General features: G+C 71.4%; 22 protein-coding genes and 1 tRNA gene. 7 read left to right on the forward strand and 16 right to left on the reverse strand.

The features are described from left to right. Nucleotides 1–194: 194 nt before the first annotated feature. The 8 genes from DLJ58_RS33150 to DLJ58_RS33185 form a co-directional block, all read right to left on the reverse strand. On the reverse strand, nt 195–1,448 hold the full coding sequence (locus DLJ58_RS33150; protein ID WP_124863102.1) for a sulfate adenylyltransferase subunit 1: 1,254 nt from the start codon (nt 1,446–1,448) through the stop codon (nt 195–197). Between the two features lie 74 nt (nt 1,449–1,522). Beyond that, nucleotides 1,523–2,434, reverse strand: coding sequence for a sulfate adenylyltransferase subunit CysD (gene cysD, locus DLJ58_RS33155; RefSeq protein ID WP_124862940.1), 912 nt, complete (start codon nt 2,432–2,434; stop codon nt 1,523–1,525). A 75-nt stretch (nt 2,435–2,509) separates the two neighbouring features. Then, nucleotides 2,510–3,340: a 3'(2'),5'-bisphosphate nucleotidase CysQ gene (locus DLJ58_RS33160; protein WP_091394622.1), complete on the reverse strand. Its 831-nt coding sequence runs from the start codon at nt 3,338–3,340 to the stop codon at nt 2,510–2,512. A gap of 132 nt (nt 3,341–3,472) precedes the next feature. Then, nucleotides 3,473–4,063 carry an aminoacyl-tRNA hydrolase gene (gene pth, locus DLJ58_RS33165; RefSeq protein ID WP_124862943.1) on the reverse strand — a complete coding sequence of 197 codons (591 nt, stop codon included), beginning with the start codon at nt 4,061–4,063 and terminating at the stop codon, nt 3,473–3,475. 94 nt (nt 4,064–4,157) lie between these two features. Beyond that, on the reverse strand, nt 4,158–4,853 hold the full coding sequence (locus DLJ58_RS33170; protein WP_124862946.1) for a 50S ribosomal protein L25/general stress protein Ctc: 696 nt from the start codon (nt 4,851–4,853) through the stop codon (nt 4,158–4,160). A gap of 333 nt (nt 4,854–5,186) precedes the next feature. After that, entirely contained in the window at nt 5,187–6,167 is a 981-nt protein-coding gene (locus DLJ58_RS33175; RefSeq protein WP_091394633.1) for a ribose-phosphate diphosphokinase, read from the reverse strand. 58 nt (nt 6,168–6,225) lie between these two features. After that, entirely contained in the window at nt 6,226–7,758 is a 1,533-nt protein-coding gene (gene glmU, locus DLJ58_RS33180) for a bifunctional UDP-N-acetylglucosamine diphosphorylase/glucosamine-1-phosphate N-acetyltransferase GlmU (RefSeq protein WP_124862949.1), read from the reverse strand. A gap of 110 nt (nt 7,759–7,868) precedes the next feature. Then, nucleotides 7,869–7,940, reverse strand: a tRNA-Gln gene (locus DLJ58_RS33185). Between the two features lie 315 nt (nt 7,941–8,255). Here DLJ58_RS33185 and DLJ58_RS33190 point away from each other — a divergent pair. Together DLJ58_RS33190 and DLJ58_RS33195 are read left to right on the forward strand one after the other, a co-directional pair. Beyond that, nucleotides 8,256–9,221: an acyl-CoA desaturase gene (locus DLJ58_RS33190; RefSeq protein WP_124862952.1), complete on the forward strand. Its 966-nt coding sequence runs from the start codon at nt 8,256–8,258 to the stop codon at nt 9,219–9,221. Between the two features lie 224 nt (nt 9,222–9,445). Next, complete coding sequence (locus tag DLJ58_RS33195; protein WP_124862955.1) at nt 9,446–10,144, forward strand: TetR/AcrR family transcriptional regulator; 699 nt, start codon at nt 9,446–9,448, stop codon at nt 10,142–10,144. Between the two features lie 6 nt (nt 10,145–10,150). On the opposite strand, the gene DLJ58_RS33200 is transcribed toward DLJ58_RS33195, so the two are convergent. The 6 genes from DLJ58_RS33200 to DLJ58_RS33225 form a co-directional block, all read right to left on the reverse strand. Beyond that, nucleotides 10,151–10,627, reverse strand: coding sequence for a DUF4383 domain-containing protein (locus DLJ58_RS33200; RefSeq protein WP_124862958.1), 477 nt, complete (start codon nt 10,625–10,627; stop codon nt 10,151–10,153). 215 nt (nt 10,628–10,842) lie between these two features. Continuing rightward, on the reverse strand, nt 10,843–11,298 hold the full coding sequence (locus DLJ58_RS33205; RefSeq protein WP_124862961.1) for a DUF4383 domain-containing protein: 456 nt from the start codon (nt 11,296–11,298) through the stop codon (nt 10,843–10,845). Between the two features lie 100 nt (nt 11,299–11,398). Continuing rightward, complete coding sequence (locus DLJ58_RS33210; protein WP_124862964.1) at nt 11,399–13,204, reverse strand: ABC-F family ATP-binding cassette domain-containing protein; 1,806 nt, start codon at nt 13,202–13,204, stop codon at nt 11,399–11,401. Between the two features lie 120 nt (nt 13,205–13,324). Beyond that, entirely contained in the window at nt 13,325–14,272 is a 948-nt protein-coding gene (locus DLJ58_RS33215; protein ID WP_124862967.1) for a 4-(cytidine 5'-diphospho)-2-C-methyl-D-erythritol kinase, read from the reverse strand. 86 nt (nt 14,273–14,358) lie between these two features. Then, the gene (gene rsmA / locus DLJ58_RS33220; RefSeq protein WP_124862970.1) at nt 14,359–15,228 is read right to left on the reverse strand and encodes a 16S rRNA (adenine(1518)-N(6)/adenine(1519)-N(6))-dimethyltransferase RsmA; all 870 of its coding nucleotides are present in this window, start codon (nt 15,226–15,228) and stop codon (nt 14,359–14,361) included. Nucleotides 15,229–15,274: 46 nt separating this feature from the next. Beyond that, nucleotides 15,275–16,174, reverse strand: coding sequence for a TatD family hydrolase (locus tag DLJ58_RS33225; protein WP_124862973.1), 900 nt, complete (start codon nt 16,172–16,174; stop codon nt 15,275–15,277). 129 nt (nt 16,175–16,303) lie between these two features. On the opposite strand from DLJ58_RS33225, the gene DLJ58_RS33230 reads away from it, so the two are divergent. Then, nucleotides 16,304–17,551, forward strand: coding sequence for a hypothetical protein (locus DLJ58_RS33230; protein WP_124862976.1), 1,248 nt, complete (start codon nt 16,304–16,306; stop codon nt 17,549–17,551). 42 nt (nt 17,552–17,593) lie between these two features. On the opposite strand, the gene metG is transcribed toward DLJ58_RS33230, so the two are convergent. After that, nucleotides 17,594–19,396 (reverse strand): methionine--tRNA ligase, encoded by a 1,803-nt coding sequence (gene metG, locus DLJ58_RS33235; protein WP_124862979.1) that lies wholly within the window; start codon nt 19,394–19,396, stop codon nt 17,594–17,596. A 370-nt stretch (nt 19,397–19,766) separates the two neighbouring features. Here metG and DLJ58_RS33240 point away from each other — a divergent pair, with 370 nt between their 5' ends. Beyond that, nucleotides 19,767–20,501 (forward strand): hypothetical protein, encoded by a 735-nt coding sequence (locus tag DLJ58_RS33240; RefSeq protein WP_124862982.1) that lies wholly within the window; start codon nt 19,767–19,769, stop codon nt 20,499–20,501. A 31-nt stretch (nt 20,502–20,532) separates the two neighbouring features. Here DLJ58_RS33240 and rsmI read toward each other — a convergent pair whose 3' ends face one another. After that, a complete protein-coding gene (gene rsmI, locus DLJ58_RS33245; protein ID WP_386995497.1) occupies nt 20,533–21,372 on the reverse strand; it encodes a 16S rRNA (cytidine(1402)-2'-O)-methyltransferase in 840 nt (279 codons plus the stop codon). A gap of 140 nt (nt 21,373–21,512) precedes the next feature. On the opposite strand from rsmI, the gene DLJ58_RS33250 reads away from it, so the two are divergent. The 3 genes from DLJ58_RS33250 (at nt 21,513) to DLJ58_RS33260 (ending at nt 25,598) form a co-directional block, all read left to right on the forward strand. Continuing rightward, entirely contained in the window at nt 21,513–23,174 is a 1,662-nt protein-coding gene (locus DLJ58_RS33250) for a dolichyl-phosphate-mannose--protein mannosyltransferase (RefSeq protein ID WP_244219236.1), read from the forward strand. A gap of 364 nt (nt 23,175–23,538) precedes the next feature. Then, complete coding sequence (locus DLJ58_RS33255) at nt 23,539–24,816, forward strand: VWA domain-containing protein (protein WP_124862991.1); 1,278 nt, start codon at nt 23,539–23,541, stop codon at nt 24,814–24,816. Then, a complete protein-coding gene (locus DLJ58_RS33260; RefSeq protein ID WP_124862994.1) occupies nt 24,816–25,598 on the forward strand; it encodes a peptidase in 783 nt (260 codons plus the stop codon). The genes DLJ58_RS33255 and DLJ58_RS33260 overlap by 1 nt, the downstream gene beginning before the upstream one ends. Nucleotides 25,599–25,638: the final 40 nt, after the last annotated feature.

Consider the following 25,638-nt stretch of genomic DNA (forward strand, 5'->3'; position numbering starts at 1 on the left):
GGCGCCGGACGGGAGGCGGGGCGCCGGACGGGAGGCAGGGATGGAGATCGTGCTTGTTCATGGAAGTAGTGGCCTCGCCCCACGGGCGAGGCCACTACTTCCTGGATCGAGCGCGATCTTGCGAGCAGGGGCCGGCGCGCGAGCAGGGGCCGGCGCGCGAGCAGGGGCCGGCGCGCGAGCCGGTGGGTTTGGGGTTAGCTGGCTTCGACGATCATGGCGGCGCCTACCGTGCGGTTGGTCGCCTCGTCGATGATGACGAAGCCGCCGGTGGTGCGGTTACGGCGGTACTCGTCGGCCAGCAGCGGCACCGTCGTGCGCAGTCGCACCCGGCCGATCTCGTTGAGCCGTAGTTCGTCGGCGGACTCGTCGCGGTGCAGGGAGTTGATGTCCAGCCGGTAGTGCAGCCCGCGCACGATCGCCCGTGCCGACCGGGTGGTGTGCTTGATCGCGTACCGGCCGCCGACCCGCAGCGGGGCCGTCTCGTCCATCCAGCAGACCATCGCCTCGATGTCCTGGGCCACCGCCGGTGCGTTGTTCGGCCGGCAGATCAGGTCACCCCGCGAGATGTCGATCTCGTCGGCCAGTCGTACCGTCACCGACATCGGCGGGAACGCCTCCGGGACCGGCCCGTCGGCGGTCTCCACGGCGGCGATCCGGCTGGTGAAGCCGGACGGCAGCACCATCACCTCGTCACCCGGCTTCAGCACGCCGGAGGCGACCTGGCCGGCGTAGCCGCGGTAGTCGGTGACCGTGGTGGACTGCGGGCGGATCACGTACTGGACCGGGAACCGGACGTCGACCAGGTTGCGGTCGCTGGCGATGTGCACCCGCTCCAGGTGGTGCAGCAGCGACGGGCCCTCGTACCAGGGCATGTTGTCCGACCGGGTGACGATGTTGTCGCCGCGCAACGCGGAGACCGGCACCACGGTCAGGTCCGGTACGTCGAGCTTCGCCGCGAACGCGGTGAACTCGTCGGCGATCCGCTCGTAGACCTCCTGCGACCAGTCGACCAGGTCCATCTTGTTGACACAGAGGACCAGGTGCGGCACCCGCAGCAGGGAGCAGAGGAACGCGTGCCGGCGGGACTGCTCGACGAGGCCCTTGCGCGCGTCCACCAGGATCAACGCCAGGTCCGCGGTCGACGCCCCGGTGACCATGTTGCGGGTGTACTGGATGTGGCCTGGGGTGTCGGCGATGATGAACTTGCGCCGGGGGGTGGCGAAGTACCGGTACGCCACGTCGATGGTGATGCCCTGCTCCCGCTCGGCACGCAGACCGTCGGTGAGCAACGCCAGGTTGGTGTATTCGTCACCGCGGGCCGCGCTGACCGCCTCCACGGCGGCCAACTGGTCGGTGAAGAGCGACTTGGTGTCGTAGAGCAGCCGCCCGATCAGGGTCGACTTCCCGTCGTCCACACTGCCGGCGGTGGCGAACCGCAGCAGGTCCATCGGCCGGGCCTCCGGCCCGGCCCCGGTGACAGCCCGGGCCTCCGCATTCTCGGACGCCACGATCTCGGTGCTCATCAGAAGTAGCCCTCCCGCTTGCGGTCCTCCATGGCGGCCTCACTGACCCGGTCGTCACCACGGGTGGCGCCGCGCTCGGTGATCCGGGTGGCCGCCACCTCCTCGATGACCTTCTCCACGGTGTCCGCGTCGGAACGGACCGCGGCGGTGCAGGAGGCGTCGCCGACGGTGCGGTAGCGCACCTGTGCCTTGAACCGCTCCTCACCCGCGCGGGGGCGGAAGAACTCGTTGACGGCGTAGAACATGCCGTCCCGCTCGATCACCTCGCGCTCGTGCGCGTAGTAGATCGACGGCAGCGGGATGCGCTCCCGGGCGATGTAGTGCCAGACGTCCAGCTCGGTCCAGTTGGACAGCGGGAAGACCCGGATCGACTCACCCGGGTGGTGCCGGCCGTTGTACAGCGACCACAGCTCCGGTCGCTGGTTCTTCGGGTCCCACTGACCGAACTCGTCGCGGAAGCTGAACACCCGCTCCTTCGCCCGGGCCTTTTCCTCGTCCCGGCGGGCGCCACCGAACAGCGCGTCGAAGCGGTGCTTCTCCACCGCGTCCAGCAGCACCGGTGTCTGGATCCGGTTGCGCATGCCGTCACCGGACTCCCGGACCATGCCGCTGGCCAGGGCCTCCGGCACGCTCGCCACCACGAGTTGCAACCCCAGCTCGGCGACCCGTTGGTCGCGGTATTCCAGGACCTCGGGGAAGTTGTGCCCGGTGTCGACGTGCATGACCGGGAAGGGGATGTTGGCCGGGGCGAACGCCTTCTGCGCGAGCCGCAGCATGACGATCGAGTCCTTGCCACCGGAGAAGAGCATCACCGGGCGTTCCATCTCGGCGACCACCTCGCGCATCACGAAGATGCTCTCCGCTTCCAAGGCGTCCAGGTGGGAGACCTGGTACGCCGCGGGGGTGGTCATGACACCGGCTCGATTCGCTCGCTCATCCGATTTCCAGACCTTTCCGGTCGGGCATGTCAAGAAAGTTCGCTCAGGCTACCCGGAATGTTTCTGCAGCGCTGCAAGCAACCGGGTGGCGAGATCCTTGCGGCAGACCAGGAGGTCGGGCAGCCGCGGATCCGCCTCGTTGTATTTCAGCGCAGAACCGTCGATCCGGGAAGCGTGCAGTCCGGTGGCCGTCGCCACAGCGATCGGGGCCGCCGAGTCCCACTCGTACTGCCCACCTGCGTGGATGTACGCGTCCACCTCGCCGGTGACCACGGCGGCGATTTTCGCTCCGGCCGAGCCCATCGGCACCAGGTGCGCCCCGACGTCCTCGGCCAGATCGGTCAGGAAGACCGGCGGCCGGCTCCGGCTCGCGGCCAGGCGGATCTTCCGCTCGCCGGCCGTCGCCGCCTCCACGGTCATCGGCGGGTACGCCGGCGGGTAGTCCGTGCCCAGCACCCGGTGCTGCGCCGGCAAGCCCACCGCCCCGGCGACCAGCCCGTGCGGGCTCGGCGCGTTGCGCGCCCAGAGCGCCACGTGCACCGCCCAGTCCGAGCGGCCCTCCTCGGAGAACTCCCGGGTGCCGTCCAACGGGTCGACGATCCACACCCGGTCCGCGTTCAACCGCGACACCGCTCCGGTGTTCACCTCCGCGGCCCAGGCCAACCGCGACCCCTCGTCCTCCTCGGAGAGCACCGCGTCACCCGGACGCCACTTCGCCAACTCCGTGCGGATCAGGTCGTGCGACACCTTGTCCCCGGCCGACTTCAGCGCGCCGGCGTCGGCGAAACCCATCTCTGTGCGCAGGTCGAGCAGCGCCTGCCCGGCTCGGGACGCCAACCATCGGGCGAACGCGCCATCGATCATCGGAGGACTGCTCATCTGTCCGCTCCCGTCGCCTCGCCGCGCCGCCCGCACGGGCCGATCCGCCGCGACTCGCGTCGCCGGTCGCGGCACGCTGAAAGGCGCAGACTACCGGCCCGCCGTTTCCGATTCGGGTACGCCCCGCCCGGCTCAGCCGCCGTGGTAGAGGTTCTGGGTCGGCTCCACGCCCTTGGTGATCACCGACTCCACCACGTCGGCGGCCCGGTCCACCAGGAAATCCAGCTCCTTGCGCTCGGCCGCGCCAAAATCCGACAGCACGTAATCCGCCGGATCCTGCCGCCCCGGCGGTCGGCCAACGCCGAACCGCACCCGGGCGTAGTCCTTGGTCCCCAACGACTTCGACATCGAACGCAGGCCGTTGTGCCCGCCCTCGCCGCCGCCGAACTTGACCCGCACCTGGCCGAAGCCGATGTCCAGCTCGTCATGCACCGCGATCACCTGCGCGGTGGGCACCTTGTAGAACTGTGCCAATGCCGCGACCGGCCCGCCGGAGAGGTTCATGTACGTCAGTGGCTTGACCAGCACCAGCTTCGGGCCACCGAACCCCAGCCGCGCCTCGGCCACCTCGGCCACCGCCCGCTTGTGCCGGCCGAAACGCGCACTCACCCGCCCGGCCAGCAGCTCGGCCACCATGAACCCGACGTTGTGCCGGTTGCCGGCGTACTCCCGACCCGGGTTTCCCAGGCCGACCACCAGCCACGGCCCCGCCTCGTCCGTCACGACCCGTCCCTTCCGACGCCCATCCCACCGACTCCCGATATGCCGACAGGCGCCCCCGAACATCCGGGGACGCCTGTCGCACAGTACGAACCGATCAGGCCTCGGCGCGCGCCTCGGTCGTCTCGGCGCCCTCGGCCGGGGCGGCGTCCGCGCCCTCGGAGCCCTCGGTGGTCTCGCCGACCTCGGCCTCGGCCTCGTCGGTGGCAACCTCGACCTCGGGCAGCGTCGCCTCGAGCTGCTCGGCGGTCGGGGCGGCGGTCACCGACGCAACGGTCAGCTCCGAGTCGACGGCCAGCTCGACGCCGGTCGGCAGCTCGACATCACCGGCGGTCACCAGGGTGCCCGCCTCCAGGCCCTCGATCGACGCCTCGAGGTGGTCCGGAACCTTGGTGGCGTCCGCGGTCACCGAGAGGGTGTCGTGGTCGTGCACGATCAGGGTGTCCCGGGCGGCCTCGCCGGTCAGCTGGACCGGGACCTCGACGGTGACCTTCTCGCCCCGGCGGACCAGGATCAGGTCGACGTGCTCGAAGGTGTCGCGGATCGGGTCACGCTGGATCGCCTTCGGCAGCGCCAGCACCTGGGTGCCGTCGGCGATGTCGATCGCGAAGAGCTGGTTGGCACCGCCCTTGCGGATCGCGGCGGCGAACTCCCGCGACGGCAGCGCGATGTGCTTGGGCTTCTCGCCGTGGCCGTACAGCACGGCGGGCACCTTGCCGGCCCGGCGGGTACGGCGGGCACCACCCTTGCCGAACTCGGTACGGGGCTCGGCGCTGATCTTTACCTCGGACACGGGGAAACTCCTGATGCTTTTCGCTGCGGCGGCTTGTCGTCTAACGGTGCTGGGGCGAGGGGCTCGCTGGGGCTCATGCGTCATGAACGACTGCCCGGAGCACCGCGTCGATGACGGTGCCTCCGTGCGGCGCTTTTCAGCGGCCCGCCGGGCACCCTCGCCGTGGCAACCGCACCAGTCTACCCGAGCTGTTTCCAGGGTTTCCGGCAGTCCCCGATCACGGCTCGAGACCGGCGCGTGGGTGGTGCTCCCACCAGCGTGCCGGCCCCGTTTCCACCAGTTTGCCAGCCCCGCCCCCGCCAGCGTGTCGAGTGGCGGAAACGGGGCCCAGGATCAGCTCAGGCCACCGAAGAGGGTGGTCACCGAGCCGTCGTCGAAGACCTCCCGGATCGCCCGCGCCAGCAGCGGCGCGATCGACAGCACGGTGAGCTTGTCCAGCTGCTTCTCCGGCGGGAGCGGCAGCGTGTTCGTCACCACGATCTCGCTGATCGAGCTGTTCTTCAGCCGCTCGGTGGCCGGATCGGACAGCAACGCGTGGGTGGACGCGACCACGATCTCCGCCGCGCCCGACTCCTTGAGTATGTCGGCGGCCTTGGCGATGGTGCCCCCGGTGTCGATCATGTCGTCGACGATCAGGCAGACCCGGCCCTCCACCTCGCCGACCACCCGGTTCGCCACGACCTGGTTCGGCTTCATCGGGTCACGGGTCTTGTGGATGAACGCCAGAGGGCAGCCGCCCAACCGGTCGGTCCACCGCTCGGCCACCCGCACCCGGCCCGAATCCGGTGCCACCACGGTCATCGGCCGGCCGGCGTACTTGTGCTCCACGTACTCGGCCAGGATGTCCATCGCGAAGAGGTGGTCCACGGGGCCGTCGAAGAAGCCCTGGATCTGCGCGGTGTGCAGGTCGACGGTGAGGATGCGGTTCGCGCCGGCGGTCTTCAGCAGGTCCGCCACCAGGCGGGCCGAGATCGGCTCCCGGCCGCGGTGCTTCTTGTCCTGGCGGGCGTACGGGTAGAACGGCAGCACCACGGTGATCCGCTTGGCCGACCCCCGCTTCAGCGCGTCCACCATGATCAGGGTCTCCATGACCCAGGTGTTCACCCCGTGCGTGACGGACTGCACCACGAAGGCGTCCGAACCACGTACCGAGTCCTTGAACCGTACGAAGAGCTCGCCGTTGGCGAACTCGTACGCGTCGGCTGGCGTCGGCGCGACGCCGAGCACCTCGCCGATCTCCTTGGCCAACTCCGGAAAGCCACGTCCGGAAAAGAGCATCAGGCTTTTGCGGTTTTCGGCGACGATGCTGCCCATGGGCCCGTCTGCTCCCGTTATGTCGGCGGTACCCGACCCGGTGGTGGTGGGTCAGGGACTATTCGGTTGCAGTATCTCCCGCGCCGGATGCGCCGCCCACCGTCTCGGTCGCCCCGTGGATTGCCTCACTGTGGCTTGCGGCACCGGTCGTACCGGACGCACCCTTCGCGTCGCGGGCCCGCTGCGCCGCCTCCGCCGCGGCGGTGCCGGCGCGCCGCATGACCACCCAGCCCTCGATGTTGCGCTGGCGCGCCCGGGCGACGCCCATCGCCCCGGCCGGCACGTCGTCGACGATCACCGAACCGGCCGCCGTGTACGCCCCGTCGCCCACTTCGACCGGTGCCACGAACATGTTGTCCGCACCGGTCCGCGCGTGGCTGCCGATCACCGTGCGGTGCTTGTTGACCCCGTCGTAGTTCACGAAGACCGACGCGGCGCCGATGTTGGTCTGCTCGCCGATCGTCGCGTCGCCGACGTACGTCAGGTGCGGCACCTTCGCGCCGGCGCCGATCTGTGAGTTCTTCACCTCGACGAAGGTGCCGACCTTCGCCTTCTCGGCCAACTGGGCGGCCGGCCGCAGGTACGCGTACGGCCCGACGGTCGCGCCCGCGCCCACCTCGGCGCCGACGGCGTGACTGCGGATCACCGACGCGGCGGGGCCGACGATCGTGTCGATCAGGGTGACGTCCGGCCCGATCAGCGCGCCCGCGCCGACCACCGTGCCGCCGCGCAACTGGGTGTTCTGGTCGACCACCGCGTCCCGGTCCAGTGCGACAGTCACGTCGATCCAGGTGGTGGCGGGGTCGAGCAGGCTCACCCCGGTGCGCATCCACGCCTCGTTGATCCGGTCGCGCAGCAGCCGACGCAACGTGGCCAGCTCCACCCGGTCGTTGCAGCCCAACGTCTCGACGTGGTCCCCGGCGACGTGCACCGCCACCGGCTCGCCGGCGGAACGGAGCAGACCGAAGACGTCGGTCAGGTACTCCTCGCCCTGGTCGTTGTCGGTGGAGAGCTTGCCCAGCGCCTCGCGCAGCCGCGCCGCGTCGAACGCGTAGATGCCGGCGTTGATCTCCCGGATCGCGCGCTGCGTCGTGTCGGCATCGCGCTCCTCGACGATCTGCTCCAGGCGGCCGTCGGCGTCCCGCACGATTCGCCCGAGGCCGGTCGGGTCGGGCACCTCGGCGGCCAGCACGGTGGCCGCCGCGGCGGCCTCCTCGTGCGCGGTCACCAGCGCGCCCACCGTCTCGGGTCGCAGCAGGGGCACGTCACCGTTGATCACCACGACCGTTCCGGCACCGTCCGGTACGGCCTCCAGTGCGATCCGTACGGCATGCCCGGTGCCGAGCTGCTCGGCCTGGAGCACCGGAGTGGCGTCCGGGGCGACCTCGGACAGGTGCGCCCGCACCTGGTCGGCGCCGTGCCCCACCACGACGACGGTGCGGTCCGCGCCCAACGGGGCGGCGGCGCTCAGCACGTGACCGAGGAGCGTTCGACCGAGCAGGGGGTGCAGCACCTTGGGCAGCGTCGACTTCATCCGCTTGCCCTCACCGGCGGCAAGTACGACGACGGTACGGAGGTGGGGCTGGGGCACGACGTGGCTCCCGTCGGGACGGCGGACACTCTCGCGGCCATGCTAGCCGCGGGGCCCGGCACGTTCCCCTCTTACCCCCACCGGACCCTAAAACGGGCGTAGGTGGGCAGCTCGGCCGCCAGGGTTCGAACCTGAAATACGGGTACCAAAGACCCGGGTGTTGCCAATTACACCACGGCCGATCAGCGACGCTGAGCACGTCGCAGGAGGGATGGACCATCCCGCCGCTACACCTTAGCGCCCCGGCCGCCGGACGCCAGCGCTCATCCCGCCGCACGGCGAGCGGTCGATGCCGTCGACCGTCCGGGTGTGGTCGGCCGACACCTCGGCCGCCCGCTTCCCGGGCCGGTCAGGCACCTGCCACCGTGCCGACTGACCTGCGACTTCGAGCAGTTACGCGAAGGCGATTCGAAACTTCCCCGTGCGATCTACGGGGCCGTAAGTTACGGTGACGTAGGCGTAAGTTAGTGATCGTTACCATTCCCCTGCGAGGTCCCATGTCCACTGCTCTGCTCGATTCCAACACCGCCGGCCCCGGCCCCAAACCACTCACCGACGGCAGCCAGTCCCCCGGCATCCTGGCCGCCCTCTGGGCTTTCGTGGTGATCCCCTTCGTCGCCCTGCTGGTCGCCGTGCCGGTGGCGTGGGGCGGCTGGCTGGGCTGGACCGACGTGATCATCGGCCTGGTCTGGTACGTCGTCTCCGGGCTCGGCATCACCGTCGGCTTCCACCGCTACTTCACGCACGGCTCGTTCAAGGCCAAGCGGTGGCTGCGGGTGACTCTGGCGGTCGCGGGTTCGTTGGCGGTGCAGGGCGAGATCATTCAGTGGGTCGCCGACCACCGGCGCCACCACGCGTTCTCCGACCTGGAGGGTGACCCGCACTCGCCGTGGCGCTTCGGCACCAGCTTCTGGGCGTTGACCCGGGGCCTGTTCCACGCACACGTGGGCTGGCTGTTCCGCCGGGAGCTGTCCAACCGCCAGCGTTTCGCACCGGACCTCATCGCCGACCGGGACATCAGCCGGGTCGACCGGCTCTTCCCCGCGCTGGTGGCCATCTCGCTGCTCGGCCCGGCACTGATCGGCGGCCTGGTGACCTGGTCCTGGCAGGGTGCGCTGACCGCGTTCTTCTGGGCCGGGCTGGTCCGGATCGGCCTCCTGCACCACGTCACGTGGGCGATCAACTCGGTGTGCCACGTCTACGGCGAGCGTCCGTTCGCGATGCGCCAGGGCGACCGTGCGTCGAACTTCTGGCCGCTGGCGATCCTGTCCTTCGGCGAGAGCTGGCACAACCTGCACCACGCCGACCCGACCAGCGCCCGGCACGGCGTGCTGCGCGGTCAGGTGGACATCTCCGCCAGGGTGATCTGGTTGTTCGAGAAGACCGGCGCGGCAACGCAGGTGCGCTGGCCAAAGCCCGAGCGCCTCGCCGCCAAGCTGGTGAAGCCGGTCGCACCGCGCTGAAACCGGGCGGTGCCCGACGATGCCGCCTGGCAGGATGGCCGGATGACCGAGCCATGCGGGGGGACCGGGCGGCTCGTCGGACGGGGGGCCGAGCCCGATCCGGGTACGGTCGAACGGCGCGTCAGGGCGGTCGGACCGCCCGACAGTGAGGCGACGACGTGAACGGGCACAGCGGAGGAACCATTCCACGGCAGGGCGTCACCGAGCGCCAGCGAGGCGGCGACATGCCTGAGGTCAGCGACGAGGCGGCGGCAGCCGTCGGCGGCCGACGGGCGACGCCTACGGCGGCACCGAAAGCCAAAGCTCCCTCCCGGGTCCGCATGTCGGCGGCCCAACGCCGGGAGCAGTTGATCGCGACCGGCCGGCAACTCTTCGCCGAACGCGGTTTCGACGCCACCTCCATCGAGGAGGTGGCGTCCCGCGCCAAAGTCTCCAAGCCGGTCGTCTACGAGCACTTCGGCGGCAAGGAAGGGCTCTACGCGGTCGTGGTGGACCGGGAGGTCCGGGCTCTGCTCGATCGGATCACCACGGCGTTGACCGCCGGGCACCCGAGGGAGTTGCTGGAGCAGGCGGCGCTGGCCCTGCTGGGCTACATCGAAGAGGAGACCAGCGGCTTCCGCGTGCTGGTCCGCGAGTCGCCGCTGATGTCCGCGACGGGCACCTTCAGCAGCATCATGAACGACGTCGCACACCAGGTCGAGCACATCCTGGGTGCCGAGTTCAAGAGCCGGGGGTACGACCCGAAGCTGGCCGAGCTGTACTCACAGGCGCTGGTGGGCATGGTTGCGCTGACCGGCAGCTGGTGGCTGGAGGTGCGAAAGCCGCGCAAGGAGACGGTGGCGGCGCACCTCGTCAACCTGGCCTGGAACGGGTTGTCGCACCTGGAGGCCAAGCCGACGCTGATCACCGCCCGGCGCCACTGACCCCGATCAACGGCGGTGTACGTCGGCCACCGGGTGCTTACGGTGCTCCAGCTCCGCCTCGGCGGACTCCGGTGGGCCGACCTTGTCGTACAGACCGGTGCCGAGCAGGATCAGGCCGAACAGCATCGACACGACCACTGTCGACATCGAGAAGTTGAGGAAGTTCGCTCCGGTCTGCAGCACCGACATCATCAGGATGCTGGTCACCAGGAACACCACCCCGGCGGTGAGGTTCATGTAGTGGCCAAGGTTGGTGCGCCGCGAGGCCCCGATGATCAGGACGACCCCGAAGATCACCGAGGCGAGCGAGAAGGCCAGGTTGGTCCGGAGTCCGAGGGCCCAGGTGCTGTTGCGGGCAAAGAGCGGATCGCCGATCGTCTCGGCGACGCCCCAGACGCCGAAGACCAGGATGTAGACCCCGATCAGCCCGGAGAGGACCCGGTAGAGCGGCCGTGCCGGATGGTTGACCGGAAAATGCGGCATAGCCCTGAACCCCATCCACCTGAGTTGACCGTTTCAGGGGAATTGTCGCCCAAGGCAGAGCCGACTGTCCGAAAAACACCAATGCCGGAAGGTCCGCCGGAGGCTGGACCGGGTCAGGTTTTCGCCGGAGCCCGAGCTGCGCAGGGATCAAGCCTGACCGCCCGGAGCAGCTCGGGCTCCGGCGAAAACCCACGGCCGCAACCAAAAAAGAAAGCTCAGAGCACGAGACGAGCCTTCTGGAACGCCTCCGCCTCATCCTCCGTGCCGACCTTGCCGTACATGCCGACCATGAGCAGCACCAGGGCGGCCGTCATCACCACGACCACGGTGGTGATGCTGAAGTTGAAGATGTTGGCGTCGGTCCGGATGAACGCGAGACCGGCCAGGCTGACCACCATGAGGGTGTACGCCAGCCACTGGTTGATCGCCACGTCGATGTTGCGGCCGAGCGCGGTGCCGACCAGCACGACGATCCCGAGCAGCACGCTGAGCAGCGAGAAGCCCAGGTTGGTGCCCTGACCGAGGACCCGGGTGTCGTCCTGGGCGAGGATCTCGTTGCCGGTGCTCGCGATGATGCCGAGCACACCGAAGACGACCAGGTACAGACCGGTCAGCCCGCCGATCGCCCGGTAGATCGGCCGCGCGGGGTGGTTGACGGGGGTGTGTGCCATGTCTGTGTCTCCAACGCCGTGGGGTAGGTGTCGCCGACGATTGTCTCGCATGTGGTGGTGTGACGCCGCACACGGGGCCCGTGCCGGCGCGCCCGGCCGCTCAGCTCTCGGGCAGGTCCTCGGCGAGGGTCATCCAGCTCTCCTCGATCCGCTCCCGTTCGGCGCGCAGATCCTTGAGCTGGGTGTCCAACTCGGCGACCCGGGCGTAGTCGGTGGCGTCCGCCGCGAGCTGATCGAGCAGCGTGGTCTCGCGCTGGTCGAGTTTGCTGAGTTGCCGCTCCAGCCGGGTCAGCTCCTTGCGGGCCTGACGGACCTCGGCGGCGGACATGCCACCTCCCGAGGGGGCAGCGGGCGCGGAGGTCGAGGTGACGCCCGCCCGAGGAGAGCCGGCCCGCTCGGCGGTCCGCGCGAGGTATTCGTCCACGCCGCCCGGCAGGTGCACCAGCCGACCGTCGCCGAACATCCCGTACGCCGTGTCGGTGACCCGCTCGATCAGGTACCGGTCATGGCTGGCCACGATGATCGTGCCGGGCCACGAGTCGAGCAGGTCCTCCAGCGAGGCGAGGGTGTCAGTGTCCAAGTCGTTGGTGGGCTCGTCGAAGAGCAGCACGTTGGGCTCGCCGGCCAGCAGCCGCAGCATCTGCAACCGGCGGCGCTCCCCACCGGAGAGGTCGCTGACCGGGGTCCAGAGGCGGCGGTCATCGAAGCCGAACACCTCGGCGAGCTGCGCGGCGGAGACCTCCCGGTCGCCGAGCTGAACCCGGCGGGCGACCTCCTCCACCGCCTCCAGCACCCGCAGGTGCCCCGGCAGCTCGGTGAGCTCCTGGGAGAGGAACGCGGGCCGCACGGTGGAGCCGGTGCCGAGGCGACCGCCATCGGGGCGGGTGATGCCGGCGAGCATCCGCAGCAGCGTGGTCTTGCCGGCGCCGTTGGCACCGAGGATGGCGATCCGGTCGCCGGGGCCGACCAGCCAGGAGGTGTCGCGCAGGATCTCCTTCGGGCCGGCGTGCAGCTCGACGTTCTCCAGCTCGTACACCTGTTTGCCCAGGCGGGAAACCGCCATCCGCTGCAACGACATGGTGTCGCGCGCCGGCGGCACGTCCGCGATCAACGCGTTCGCGGCGTCGATGCGGAACTGCGGCTTGGAGGTCCGCGCCGGCGGGCCACGACGCAGCCAGGCGATCTCCTTGCGGAGCAGGTTCTGCCGGCGGGCCTCGGTGGCGGCGGCGACCCGCTCGCGCTCGGCGCGGGCGAGGATCCAGGCGGCAAAGCCACCCTCGTAGGCGCGGACGGTCTGGTCGGCAACCTCCCAGGTGTTGGTGCAGACCGCGTCCAGGAACCACCGGTCGTGGGTGACCACGACCAGGGCGCCCTTGCGGCCGACCAGGTGCCGGGCCAGCCAGTCGACCCCGCCGACGTCCAGGTGGTTGGTGGGCTCGTCGAGGATGAGCAGGTCGGAGTCGCGCACGAGCAGCGCGGCGAGCGCCACCCGGCGGCGTTCGCCACCGGACATCGGGCCGACCGGCTGGTCGAGGCCGAGGTGTGGCATGCCGAGGCCGTCGAGGATGGCCCGCACCCCGGAGTCGCCGGCCCACTCGTGCTCAGCCCCCATGCCCTCGGCGAGCCAGGCGGTGCCGAGCACCACGTCCCGGACGGTGGCCTCGGGGGCGAGCGTGAGCTGCTGCGGCAGCCAGAGCACACGCAGGTCACGGCGGTGGGTCACCCGACCGTCGTCAGGGTCCTCCTGCTTGGTGAGCAGCCGCAGCAGGGTGGACTTGCCGGCGCCGTTGAGGCCGACCACGCCGATCCGGTCGGCGTCGTCCAGGCCGAGCGAGACGTCCGTGAGCAGCCGCCCGGCGGCGCCGTACCCCTTGGACACCCGGTCCAGATTGACGATGTTCGCCACATTCCACCCTTCATGATCAAGGCGTCCCGATGCCGGCGGGCACCTGGACGCCTGTCCCAAGGGTACGCGGAAGCCCCGAACGTCCGCGCCGCGCGCCAGCAGCTCCGGTGGAACGCGTCGTCAGCCGACGCGGGCGCCGGCTACCGGACCGTGCGCGACCCGCGCCTCCCGGCAGACGCCCGCAGCGGTCAGCTCCGCGGCGATCCGCTCCGCGTCGGCCGCGTTGGCGGCGAGAAACACGCAGGTCGGGCCGGAGCCGGAGACGATGCCGGTGAGCGCGCCGGCCGCCTCGCCGGCCTTCAGGGTGTCGGCCAGCGCCGGGCGCATGGCCAGGGCGGCGTCCTGGAGGTCGTTGCCGAGCGTACGGGCGAGCACCCGGGGGTCACGCTGGCGCAGCGCGCCCAGCAGGGCGTCGGTGCTGCCCAGCGGGGTGCCGGCGGCACCGGAGTCGCGGAGCCGATCCAGCTCCCGGTACGCGGTCGGGGTGGAGAGGCCGACGTCGGCGATCGCCACCACCCAGTGCCAGGAGGTGGGGCGGGCCAGCACGGGGCTGATCGCCTCACCCCGGCCGGTGCCCAGCGCGGTGCCGCCGTAGATCAGGAACGGCACGTCGGAGCCGAGGTCGGCGGCGATGCCGGCCAACTCGTCGCGGGACAGCCCGGTGCCCCAGAGCGCGTCGCAGGCCACCAGCGCGGCGGCCGCGTCGGCGCTGCCACCGGCCAACCCACCGGCGAGCGGAATCTGCTTGCGCAGGTGCAGTCGGGCGTGCGGCAGCACCCCCGCGTACCCGGCGAGGGCATGCGCGGCGCGGATCACCAGGTTGGTGTCGTCCAGGGCCAGCTCGCCGGTGCCCTCACCCTCCATGGTCAGGGCGAGGGTGTCGCCCCGGCGGGCGGTCAGCTCGTCGTAGATCGAGATGGCGTGGTAGATCGTGTTCAGCTCGTGGTAGCCGTCCCGACGCAGCGGGCCCACCCCGAGGTGCAGGTTGATCTTCGCCGGCACCCGCACCCGCACCGGGCCGATGGCCCCGCGTCGCTCGTCGTCGTCCGGTCGCCAGGCCTCGGTCACGGGGTGACGTCCCGAAGGTGCAGGCGGATGTCGAACGGCTTGGCCACGATCAGCTCCTCGGCGTCCTCGGCGGGCACGGCGTCAGCCTACTTCCCGGCCGGCGTACCGACCGGAGCCGACGCGGCGATGGCGGCGAACTGCTCGACGGTCAGTGACTCCCCGCGGGCGCCGGGGTCGACGCCGGCGGCAGTGAGCGCCGCGGCGGCCCGGTCCGCGCCACCGGCCCAACCGGCCAACGCGGCGCGCAGCGTCTTGCGCCGCTGCGCGAACGCCGCGTCCACCACGGCGAAGACCCGCTCCCGCGGTACGTCGGCGCGGGGCGGCTCGTGGCAGGTGAAGGAGACCAGGCCGGAGTCGACGTTGGGCACCGGCCAGAACACGTTCGGCGGCACCTTGCCGGCACTGCGGGCCTGGGCGTACCAGGCGAGCTTCACCGACGGAATGCCGTACACCTTGGAGCCAGGACCGGCGACGAGCCGGTCGGCGACCTCCTTCTGCACCATCACCAGACCGTGCCGCAGGGTGGGCAGCACGGCGAGCAGGTGCAACACCACGGGCACCGCGACGTTGTAGGGCAGGTTCGCCACCAACGCGGTCGGTGCCGGGTCGGCCAACTCGGCGGCGGCGATGCGCAGCGCGTCCGCGCGGTGCACGGTCAGGCGGGCGGCGTCGGCCCCGGCGTGCCGCGCGGCGGTCTCCGGTAGTGCCCCGGCGAGCACCGGGTCGATCTCCACGGCGTGCACGTGCCCGGCGACCGGCAGCAGCCCCAGGGTCAGCGAGCCGAGGCCAGGCCCCACCTCCAGGGCCACGTCGTCGGGGGTGAGGCCGGCGGCGGTCACGATTCGGCGCACGGTGTTCGGGTCGTGCACGAAGTTCTGGCCCAGCTTCTTGGTGGGCGCGACGCCCAGCCGGGCGGCGAGTTCCCGGATCTCCGCCGGGCCGAGGAGACCGGTCATGGCAGGCAGCGTAGCGACGGGGTCGGTGCCGACCGTCGGGCCGGGCTCACCACGGGCCGAAGGCCCGGTCGCCGGTGGCGGAGATGGCCGCGCACAGCTCGTCCAGGTCGCTGCCGGTGGTCGCGGCGAGCGCGCGGACGGTGAGCGGGATCAGGTACGACGCGTTCGGCCGGCCGCGGTACGGCATCGGAGTGAGGTACGGGGCGTCGGTCTCCACCAGCATCTGATCCACCGGGGTCAGCGCGGCAGCCGCGCGCAGCTCCGTCGCGCTGCCGAAGGTGACGGTGCCGGCGAAGCTCAGCAGGTAGCCGCGCCGGACGCACTCGCGGGCGAAGTCGGCGTCGCCGGAGAAGCAGTGCAGCACCACCCGGTCGGGAGCGCCCTCGTCGTCGAGGATCCGCAGCACGTCGGCGTGCGCGTCGCGGTCGTGGATGACCAGCGTCTTGTCGTACCGCTTGGCGATGGCGATGTGCGCCCGGAAACTCTGCTCCTGCGCGGCACGCCCCTCGTCGCCGGTCCGGAAGAAGTCCATTCCGGTCTCGCCGATCCCCCGGACCCGGTCGCGGGCGGCGAGTGACTCGATCTCCCGCAACGCCTCGTCGAGGTCGCTGAGCCGGGGTGCCTCGTTGGGGTGCAGCGCCACGGTGGCCAGCACGGCGGGGTACTCATCGGCGGTGGCCGCGCCCCACCGGGAGGAGGCGACGTCCACGCCCACCTGGACGAGCCGGTCCACGCCGACCTTCGCGGCCAACGCGATGGCCACGGCAACCGGGTCGTCGGCCGGCCCGCCGCCGGGCACACCGGCCTCGCTGACCGTGATGTCCAGGTGGGTGTGGCTGTCCAGCACCGCCCGGGGCAACGACTCGGGGGCGGGCGGAAACTCTCCGGCCCGCCGGGCGGCACGCTCGCGGCGGGATTCAGTGGGCTCGCTCATCAGCGACAGCATCACACACCGGGCCTGTCCATCTGCCCGCCACCCGACGTTCACCCCGACTACGCCGCCCGACTCTACGGTCGCTCACGAGCGGACGCGACAGCGTGCGGACCTCATCCCACCGAGCAGCGAGGCGACGGCATGAGCGTCACCCCCCAGGCCGGTGGCAGCGCCGGTGAACGGACCGGACTGCACGTGGCGTTCGGTGGCGGCGTGTACCCGGCCGAGGAGATCGCCCGAGGCGCCGCGTACGAGTTGTTCAGCGCCGACGAGGTGGCCGGCTTCGAGTGGGCACCCCGCCCGGGTAGCGCCCTGCCGTGGCACCGGTTCGTGCACGTCACCGAGGTGACCGCTGTGCACGGGGCGACGGAGCCGGCTGACGAACCGGAGACGCCGCTGCTGATGCCCGCTCACCGCGAGCGGGGCTGGGCGTACCTGCATCAGCTCAGCCAGCAGCCGGCGGCGGCGGGCGATCCGATGCTGGTCGCGGCGCGCGCGTCGGCGGTGGTCCGGCGGGGCACCCGGATGATGAAGGTGCTCTCGGCCCAGCAGGTCGCCGGCTACGTACGGGGTTGGCTGCCACACGGCTTCTGCTACCGCGAGCACGACGTGGCCCACCTGCGTACGTCGGCGACGACGACGGTGCTGCGTACGGATGGTGACGTCGGCCGGGACGGCCCGGACGTGGCGTACGCGCTGCGCTGGCGCGCGTCCGACCCGGGTGACTACGACGTGCCGGTTGGCCCGGCACACCGCGGCCTGACCGCGCTGGCCGCCCGGGACCGGCTCGGCGCCCCGGTGCTCGGCACCGGCTTCGTGCCCAGCAACGGTCAGCTCATCCCCGAGTTCATCACCCGGGACTTCGCCGACCTGCCGATGCCGGCGAACGCGGCCCTCATCGCGTACCCGGCGGAGGGTGCGGAGGTGGTGCTGTACACCTACCAGGCCGAGCAGCGCGGGTGGCTGCGGATGGTGGGCCCGCAGTGGCGGCACCTGCTGGCCGCGGTGCCGGGTCTCTCCCCGGACCAGGAGTACGTGCCGAACGTCGACGCCCCCCGCTCCACCCAGCTGGTCGGCATGTACGGCGACAGCGAGTACGAGGCGGTCGCCGACCTGCCCGGTGGGTTCCGGGTGCTGGCGATGACCCGGGCGGCCCGTTACCCGGTGGACGCGGTGGCCCGCCGGGTCCGGTTCGCCCAGTGGCGCGGGGTGCCGTGCCTGGTGCTGCGGGAGGAGGCCGGCTGGCTGCGGGTGCGCCTGCGCTCCCCGAACCCGGACACCGTGGTCACGACCGGCGCGCAGTGTCAGGAACGCGGCGTCTACGAGGCCTGGGCGCCGGGCGCCGAGGTGACCGACGACCAGGTGATGGACACCCGCTACGCGATGTGACCGCGCGCGGCGGCGGCTTACCCGCCGCCGCGCGTCGTGCGCTCAGTCGGCGAGCCGGGCCAGTTCCTCGTCGACGATCGACGGGTCGAGCTTGCGGAACACCGGCTTCGGCGCGGCCAGCGGGCGACCCGCCTCGATCGACACCGACTCCCAGCGCGCGCCGACGGTGTAGTCCCCGGTGAGCACCGGGTACGCCGGGCCGCCGTCCAGGTCGTCGACCTGCTCGATCACCGGCATCGGCGCGTGCACGCCGGTGCCCCCGAGCAGCTCGTGCACCTGCTGCGCGGAGTGCGGCAGGAACGGGGTGAGCAGCGTGTTGGCATCGCTGATCACCTGAAGGGCGACGTGCAGGATGGTGCCCATCCGGGGCTTGTCCGCCTCGTCCTTGAGCTTCCACGGCGCCTGCTCGGAGAGGTACCTGTTGGCCTCGGCGACCACCTTCATCGCCTCGCCGATCGCCTGCTTCTGCCGGTGCCGGCCGATCAGGTCGCCGACCGTGGTGAACCCGGTCCGGGCGACGGCGAGCAGCGCCTCGTCAGCCTCGGTGAGCCCGGCCGGGTCGACCGGCGGGATCGCCCCGAAGTTCTTCGCGGCCATCGAGACGCACCGGTTGACCAGGTTGCCCCAACCGGCGACCAACTCGTCGTTGTTGCGGCGCAGGAACTCGGCCCAGGTGAAGTCGGTGTCGTTGCTCTCCGGGCCGGCGGCGGCGATGAAGTAGCGCAGCGCGTCGGCGTCGTAGCGCTCCAGGAAGTCGCGAACGTAGATGACCACCTTGCGGGACGAGGAGAACTTGCGCCCCTCCATGGTCAGGTACTCGCTGGAAACCACCTCGGTGGGCAGGTTGAGCCGACCCAGCTCGCCCGGCTCACCGTCGCGGGAGCCCTCGCCGGAGTAGCCGGAGAGCAGCGCCGGCCAGATCACCGAGTGGAAGACGATGTTGTCCTTGCCCATGAAGTAGTAGGACTGGGCGTCCTTCCCCGCCCCGTCGGCGGACCAGTACTTCCGCCACGCGTCCGGGTCGCCGGAGCGGCGGGCCCACTCGATCGAGGCGGACAGGTAGCCGATCACGGCGTCGAACCACACGTAGATGCGCTTGTCCGGCCGGTCGCGCCAGTCGTCGAGCGGGATCGGCACGCCCCACTCCAGGTCACGGGTGATCGCCCGAGGCTGGAGGTCGTCGAGCAGGTTGCGGGAGAACCGCAGCACGTTGGGCCGCCACCCCTCACGGGTGTCCAGCCACTGCCGCAGCACCTCGGCCAGGGCCGGCAGGTCCAGGAAGAAGTGCTCGGTCTCGACGAACTTCGGAGTCTCTCCGTTGATCCGCGACTTCGGGTTGATCAGGTCGATCGGGTCGAGCTGGTTGCCGCAGTTGTCGCACTGGTCACCGCGGGCGCTGTCGTACCCGCAGATCGGGCAGGTGCCCTCGATGTAGCGGTCGGGCAGGGTGCGCCCGGTGGACGGGGAGATCGCGCCCATGGTGGTCTTCGGCACGATGTAGCCGTTGCGGTACATCCCCTCGAACAACTCCTGCACCACCGCGTAGTGGTTGCGGGTGGTGGTGCGGGTGAACAGGTCGTAGGAGAGACCGAGGCCGTGCAGGTCCTCGACGATCACCCTGTTGTAGCGGTCGGCCAGCTCGCGCGGGGTCACCCCGTCGGCGTCGGCCTGCACCTGGATCGGGGTGCCGTGCTCGTCGGTGCCGGAGACCATGAGCACGTCGTGGCCGGCCATCCGCATGTACCGGGCGAAGACGTCGGAGGGAACGCCGAAACCGGAGACGTGGCCGATGTGGCGGGGGCCGTTGGCGTACGGCCAGGCCACTGCCGCGAGAACGTGACTCATGAGCAGTGAGCCTAGTGACCCGTCCGGGGCGTTCGCGAACCAATGGGGGGTGCCCGACCGGCGGACCGGGCCAACCACGTCGCCCGTTGGTCCGATTTGTCGTCGACACGCGGCTCACCTGCCCGTTTCACCTCCTGGCGCGGTGTGCAATGAACGTCGTGACGGGCAGAGGAGCGGCACGGGACCACGAGGACCGTCCCACCGGGCCGGGGCGGCTGACCTCCCCGCCGGGGTGGGCCGCCCCGCGCCAGCGGCGCCGTCACCCACACCGACCCGTCCGACCCCGGGGGCACCCGTACCCAGCCCGGTCCGGCCCGGCTCGTCGGGCCCGCCGGCCGGCGCGGCGCCGGCCGGCGCGGAAACCGTCGAGGTGGAGCCGACCACCGGCGCGCCGGTGGACGCGGTGCCGCGTCGGGTGCCGGTCCGGCAGCAGGGCCGCCGGCAGAGCGACCACGGGCCCGACGGCGACGCGCCGGACGACGACGGCGGCACTTTCTGGGCGCCGATCGAGCAGGTGCACTGGGACGGCACCCCGATTCGCAAGGACGCGGCACCGGCGCGGTTCCCCGGCTTCCGGCTGGCGCGGCGCCGGGCACCTCACCGCACGCCACTGCCACCGGACCCGCTGCCCGGGCTCGCCGCGCTGGTGGTGCTGAGCCTGGTCACGGCCTTCTTCGCCTGGGTCAGCGCCGGCCCGTTCTGGCTCGCGGTCGGGCACGCCCGAACGGGCACTGTGGTGATCGACGACTGCTCCGGCGGCGGGCTCACCCTGCGATGCCGGGGGATCTTCACGGCCGAGGACGGGCGGTTCATCGCCCATGGCGTCCGGGTCAGCGGCGTGCCCGTCGAGAAGAGCACGGCCGGCACCGCGCTGCCGGCGCGGATGACCGGCCCGGACAGCGGCACCGCGTACGCGGACGTCGGCGTGGGCCGGCACCTGCGGTGGCTGCCCGGTCTGCTGATGGTGCTGGCCTGCACCGGCGGCATCGTCCGGTGGACCGGGTCGGCCCGGCTGCCCGGTCGCCGGCACCGCCGCTGGGCCGTGGCCGCCGCCATCGCCGGCCCCACGCTGATCACCGTCGGCTTCCTGGCCGCCGCCTGGTGAACCCGCCGTCCGGCGGACCGGCCCACCTCGGTCAGCTGTGCACGATCGTGTAGACGTCCCGGCGGCGCAGCGCGTACTCGGTGGCGACGTCGGTGATGGCGTCCCGGCGGGACCGGCCGGCGGCCTCCCGCTCGGCGACGGCGGCGCGCAGGGTGTCGTCGTCAGGGCGTTCGGCGGCGGTCACCGGCGCTCCGGCCACCACCAGGGTGATCTCTCCGCGCGGGTCCCCCTCGGTGGCCCACCGGGCCAGCTCGCCGAGGGGGCGGCGGAGCACCTCCTCGTAGGTCTTGGTGAGTTCGCGGCAGAGCGCGGCCGGCCGTTCCGCCCCGAACGTGTCGGCCAGGTCGGTGAGGGTCGCCCCGATCCGGTGCGGGGCCTCGAAGAAGACCAGGGTGCGCTCCTCGGCGGCGAGCGCGCGCAGCCGGGACCGGCGGGCGCCCCCGCTGCGGGGCAGGAAGCCCTCGAAGCAGAACCGGTCGCAGGGCAGCCCGGAGACGGCCAACGCGGTGGTGACCGCGCTCGGCCCGGGGGCGACGGTGACCGGCGCTCCGACATCCAACGTGGCCCGGACCAGCCGGTAGCCGGGGTCCGAGACGCTCGGCATCCCACCGTCGGTGACCAGCGCCACCACGTACCCGGCGAGGATGGCCTCGACCAGTTCGGGGGTGCGCCGCTCCTCGTTGCCCTCGAAGTAGGAGACGATTCGACCGCCGACGGTGAGGTCGAGATCGCGGGCCAGCCGGGTGAGGCGGCGGGTGTCCTCGGCGGCGACCACGTCGGCGCTGATCAGCACCTCCCGGAGTCGGGCCGAGGCGTCGGCGGGGTTGCCGAGCGGAGCACCGAGCAGAATCAGGCGCCCAACTTCGGACATTTCACCCACGGATTCGTCTCCTTCATTGCTGGGAATACCGATATCAGGGACGACGGACGCCACTGGACACCTTGGCAGCCTACGATCGCCGGGTGACGAGTGCGTCGACAGCGCAGAGCCCGAGCGCCGATCCGGACAAGATGATCCAGGTGACGGCAGAGGCGAGTGCCCCCCAGGAGCCGACGACCCCGAGCGCCGAGGGTGGTGGGGTCTCCGCCGTGGTCCGGCGACGGTTCGCGACCGTCGACAGCCAGGCGGACCGGTTCTCCTGGCTCGCCACGACGGTGGTGGTGGCCATCGCGGCGATCCTGCGCTTCGTCGGGCTGTCCAGCCCGACGGGCAAGATCTTCGACGAGACGTACTACGCCAAGGACGCCTACGGGCTGATCTCGCGTGGCGTGGAGTGGAACTACAAGGACAACGTCCCGTCGTACGTGGTGCACCCGCCGCTGGGCAAGTGGCTGATCGGCGTCGGCGAGTGGGCGTTCGGCTATCAGGACGCCGATTCCAAGGTCTCCGTCCCCGGGCACCTGATGACCACCGCACCGGAGTTCGGCTGGCGCTTCTCGGCGGCGGTGATCGGCACGCTGTCGGTGCTGCTACTGGTCCGCATCGGTCGGCGGATGTTCCGCTCGACGGTGCTCGGCTGCGCGGCCGGCCTGCTACTCGCCCTGGACGGCTTCCACCTGGTGCTGTCCCGCGCGGCCCTGCTCGACATCTTCCTGCTCTTCTTCGTGCTGGCGGCGTTCGGCGCGCTGGTGCTCGATCGGGACGCCCGCCGTCGACGCTGGGCACGGGCCCTGGACGACGGGCTCGATCCGAGCCAGCCGGGCCGGGCCGGCCGCCCGCCGACCGGTTGGCGCACCTGGCCGTGGTGGCGGCTGGCCGCCGGCGTGCTGATCGGCTGCGCCTGTGCGGTGAAGTGGAGCGCCCTGTACTTCGTGCCGGCCTTCGCGCTGCTGGTGCTCTTCTGGGAGGTCGGCGTCCGCCGCTCGGCGGGCGTCCGCCGGCCCTGGCGGGACGCGCTCGTCGACGAGCTGCCCTGGCTGGTGCTCGCCGGCGTGCTCATGCTGGGCACCTACCTCGCCACCTGGTCGGGCTGGCTGCTCACCGACGACGGTTACTATCGGCTCGCGTCGTCCTACCCGGGCTCCCGGCTCAGCGACCGGCCGGTGATCGGCCCGCTGATCAATCTCTTCGAATACCACCGCGCGGCGTACGGCTTCCACGCCCAGCTTGACGACGCGCACAAGTACCAGTCGTGGCCGTGGCAGTGGCTGCTGTTGGGCCGGCCGGTGGCGTTCCACTACGCCGGCGACGGCGTCTGCGGCGCGGCGAGCTGCGCCTCCGAGATTCTGCTGCTCGGCACCCCGCTGCTCTGGTGGTCGTTCCTGCCGGCCCTGGTGGCGCTGGCCTGGCTGGGTGTGGCCCGTCGGGACTGGCGGGCCGGCGCGATCCTGCTCACCGTGGCCGCCGGGCTGCTGCCGTGGTTCTGGTTCGCCCTCGACGGCCGCACGATGTTCTCGTTCTACGCCGCGCCGGCGGTGCCGTTCCTGGTGCTGGCCGTGGTGTACGTGCTGGGTGCGCTGATCGCGCCCGCCGGGGGTGACGTGGGTACGGTGGCGCCGCTGGTGCCCGGTGACCCGAGTTATGAGCGCCGACTCGTGGGCAGCATCGCGGCGGGGGCGTACGTGCTGCTGGTGGCACTCTGCTTCGCGTACTTCTATCCGATCTTCGTGGGTCGGGTGATTCCGTACTCGGACTGGCTGTCCCGGATGTGGCTCGACGGCCGGTGGATATAAGCATCGACAGGCGACGCGCCGCGTAGCGCGACGGAAGAAGGGCCCGCACGCCGAAGCGTGCGGGCCCTTCTTGACAAAGACGCGCGCCCCGATCGCCTGCCACGGGGGAAGCGGGCGATTGGGGCGCGCATGAAGAGCTTAACCACCGCGCACCACCGGCACAACGGGTCGACTTGGGTCAGATTTCCGACGGATGCTGGCCGAACCGACACCTTTCCTCGCACAGTTGACCGAGGGTGACCCGGCGTGGACCCTGAGCGCGGGTGCGGCCGGCAGAGGCGATCCCCGGCCCAGCCGGAGTCGTCGGTTCGGCGCGCCTCCACCCAAACGATCATCCAAAGTGGATCTCACTACACTGCGGATCGTGATCAACTTCAGACGATCGACTGCGGTCCTTCTCGGACTGTTGGCGACCACCGCGCTGACCGGGCCGGCGCAGGCCGACGAGGAGCCGGCTCCCGAGCCGCCCCGGGTCGAGCTGGTGCTCGACGTCAGCGGGTCGATGCGCGCCGCCGACATCGACGGACGCACGCGGATCTCGGTCGCCCAGCAGGCATTCAACGAGGTGGTTGACGCGCTGCCCGAGGAGACACAGCTCGGCATCCGGGTGCTCGGCGCGACCTACCGCGGCAAGGACAAGAAGGTCGGTTGCCAGGACACCCAGCAGATCGTGCCGGTCGGGCCGGTGGACCGGTCCGCTGCCAAGGCGGCGGTGGCGACACTTCGGCCGACCGGGTTCACTCCGGTCGGGCTGGCGCTGCGCTCCGCCGCGCAGGACCTGGGCACCGGGGCCACCACCCGGCGGATCGTGCTGATCACCGACGGAGAGGACACCTGCGCTCCGCCGGACCCGTGCGAGGTGGCCCGGGAACTGGCCGCCCAGGGCACCAGCCTGGTCGTCGACACCCTCGGTCTGGCCCCCGACGAGAAGGTTCGCCGCCAACTGCTCTGCATCGCCAGCGCGACCGGCGGGACCTACACCGCCGCGCAGAGCGCCGAGGAGCTGACCGACCGGATCAAACAGCTCGTCGAGCGGGCCGCGGACACGCACACCCGGGCCCCGACAGTGGTTGGCGGCACGAGCGCGTGCGACTCGGCGCCACTGCTCGCCCCCGGCGTCTACGCCGACCGGGAGGCGTTCTCCGAGCATCGCTACTACCGGGTGCCGATCCGCCCCGGGCAGGAGCTGCGGGCTTCGGTGAGCATGGCGTTGGACCGGGCCGTCAACCGGGACTACGGGGTGCTGCTTCGGGCCACCGCGGCCGACGGCCGGGAACTCGTCCGGGGCGCGGACGCCGGCAGTGGGCGGGCCGACGTGCTCTCCGCCGGGCTGCGCTGGTCGGCCACCGCCGACGACGAGGATGCCGCCGAGACCGAGCAGAGCTCCGCGCCGGTCATCGAACCCACCACCGTCTGTCTGGTGGTCAGCAACTCGTTCGCCCCGCGTCCCGGCACCGCGGCCACCCCGGGCATGCCGGTGGAGTTGACCATCGACGTGGTCGCCGCCGCACCCGCACCGGACGGACCGGACCTCGGCCGGGGCTGGGTGCTGCTCGGCCTGCTCACCATCGCCGGGCTGATCACCGGCCTGCTCGCCGGTCTGCTCACCCGCTGGTGGGTCGCCACCTGGAGGGAGAACTGATGCGTATCGCACTGTTCCGGTCGATGGCGGCGCTGCTCGCCGCCGGCGTGGCCGCTCTGCTCCCCGCTGCGGCCGTCGCCGCACCGACCCCCTCCCCGGGTGCCACGCCGGTGAACCGTGCCGGCACGTCGTTCCTCACCGCCACCCCGATCACCGCCGGCCAACCGGTCCGGGTGGACGCCTCGATCGGCGACCACCTCTACTGGTCGTTCCCGGCGACGGCCGGCCAGGTCCACGAGATCAACGCCACCGTCACCTTCCCGAAGGGACGCAGCGGCGCCTCCACCTGGACGGTGGACGTCTTCGACGGGCTGCGCCGACGCCAGGCGTGCACGGCGGGGGCCCAGACCCCGACCGTGGACGCGAAGGCGTCGAACGTGGTGCTGGGCTGCACGCTGCGCGAGGTGCGGTCATGGGCGGAGCCCTGGTCGGCCGACCCACTGCCCGGCACGTACGTCGTCCGACTCTCAGTGATCGAGCTGCCGGAGCCGGATCTGGGTGCGCCGATCGACGTCGACCTGCTGGTCGGCACCATCGCCGACCGGGGTGCCTCGGCTGACGACGGCGAGTTGGCCGCCCCGCTGGTGCCGAACACCAAGGCCGGCACGGTGCTCAACGCCGTACCCCCGGTGGACGCGGAGGCCGACGACGAGAGCGGCTCGCTGGCGGACTGGTTGCCGGATCTCGGCTCGCGCTGGGTATGGACCGGCATCGGTGGCGTGCTCGCCGCGGTGGCCGGCGTGTTCGGCTTCGCGGTGACCCGACGCCCTCGACGTCCCTGAGACGCCACCTCTGGTGGCCCCGCCCAGCAGCGGGGCCACC

Source organism: Micromonospora arida, assembly GCF_003857035.1.
Classification (GTDB): domain Bacteria; phylum Actinomycetota; class Actinomycetes; order Mycobacteriales; family Micromonosporaceae; genus Micromonospora; species Micromonospora arida.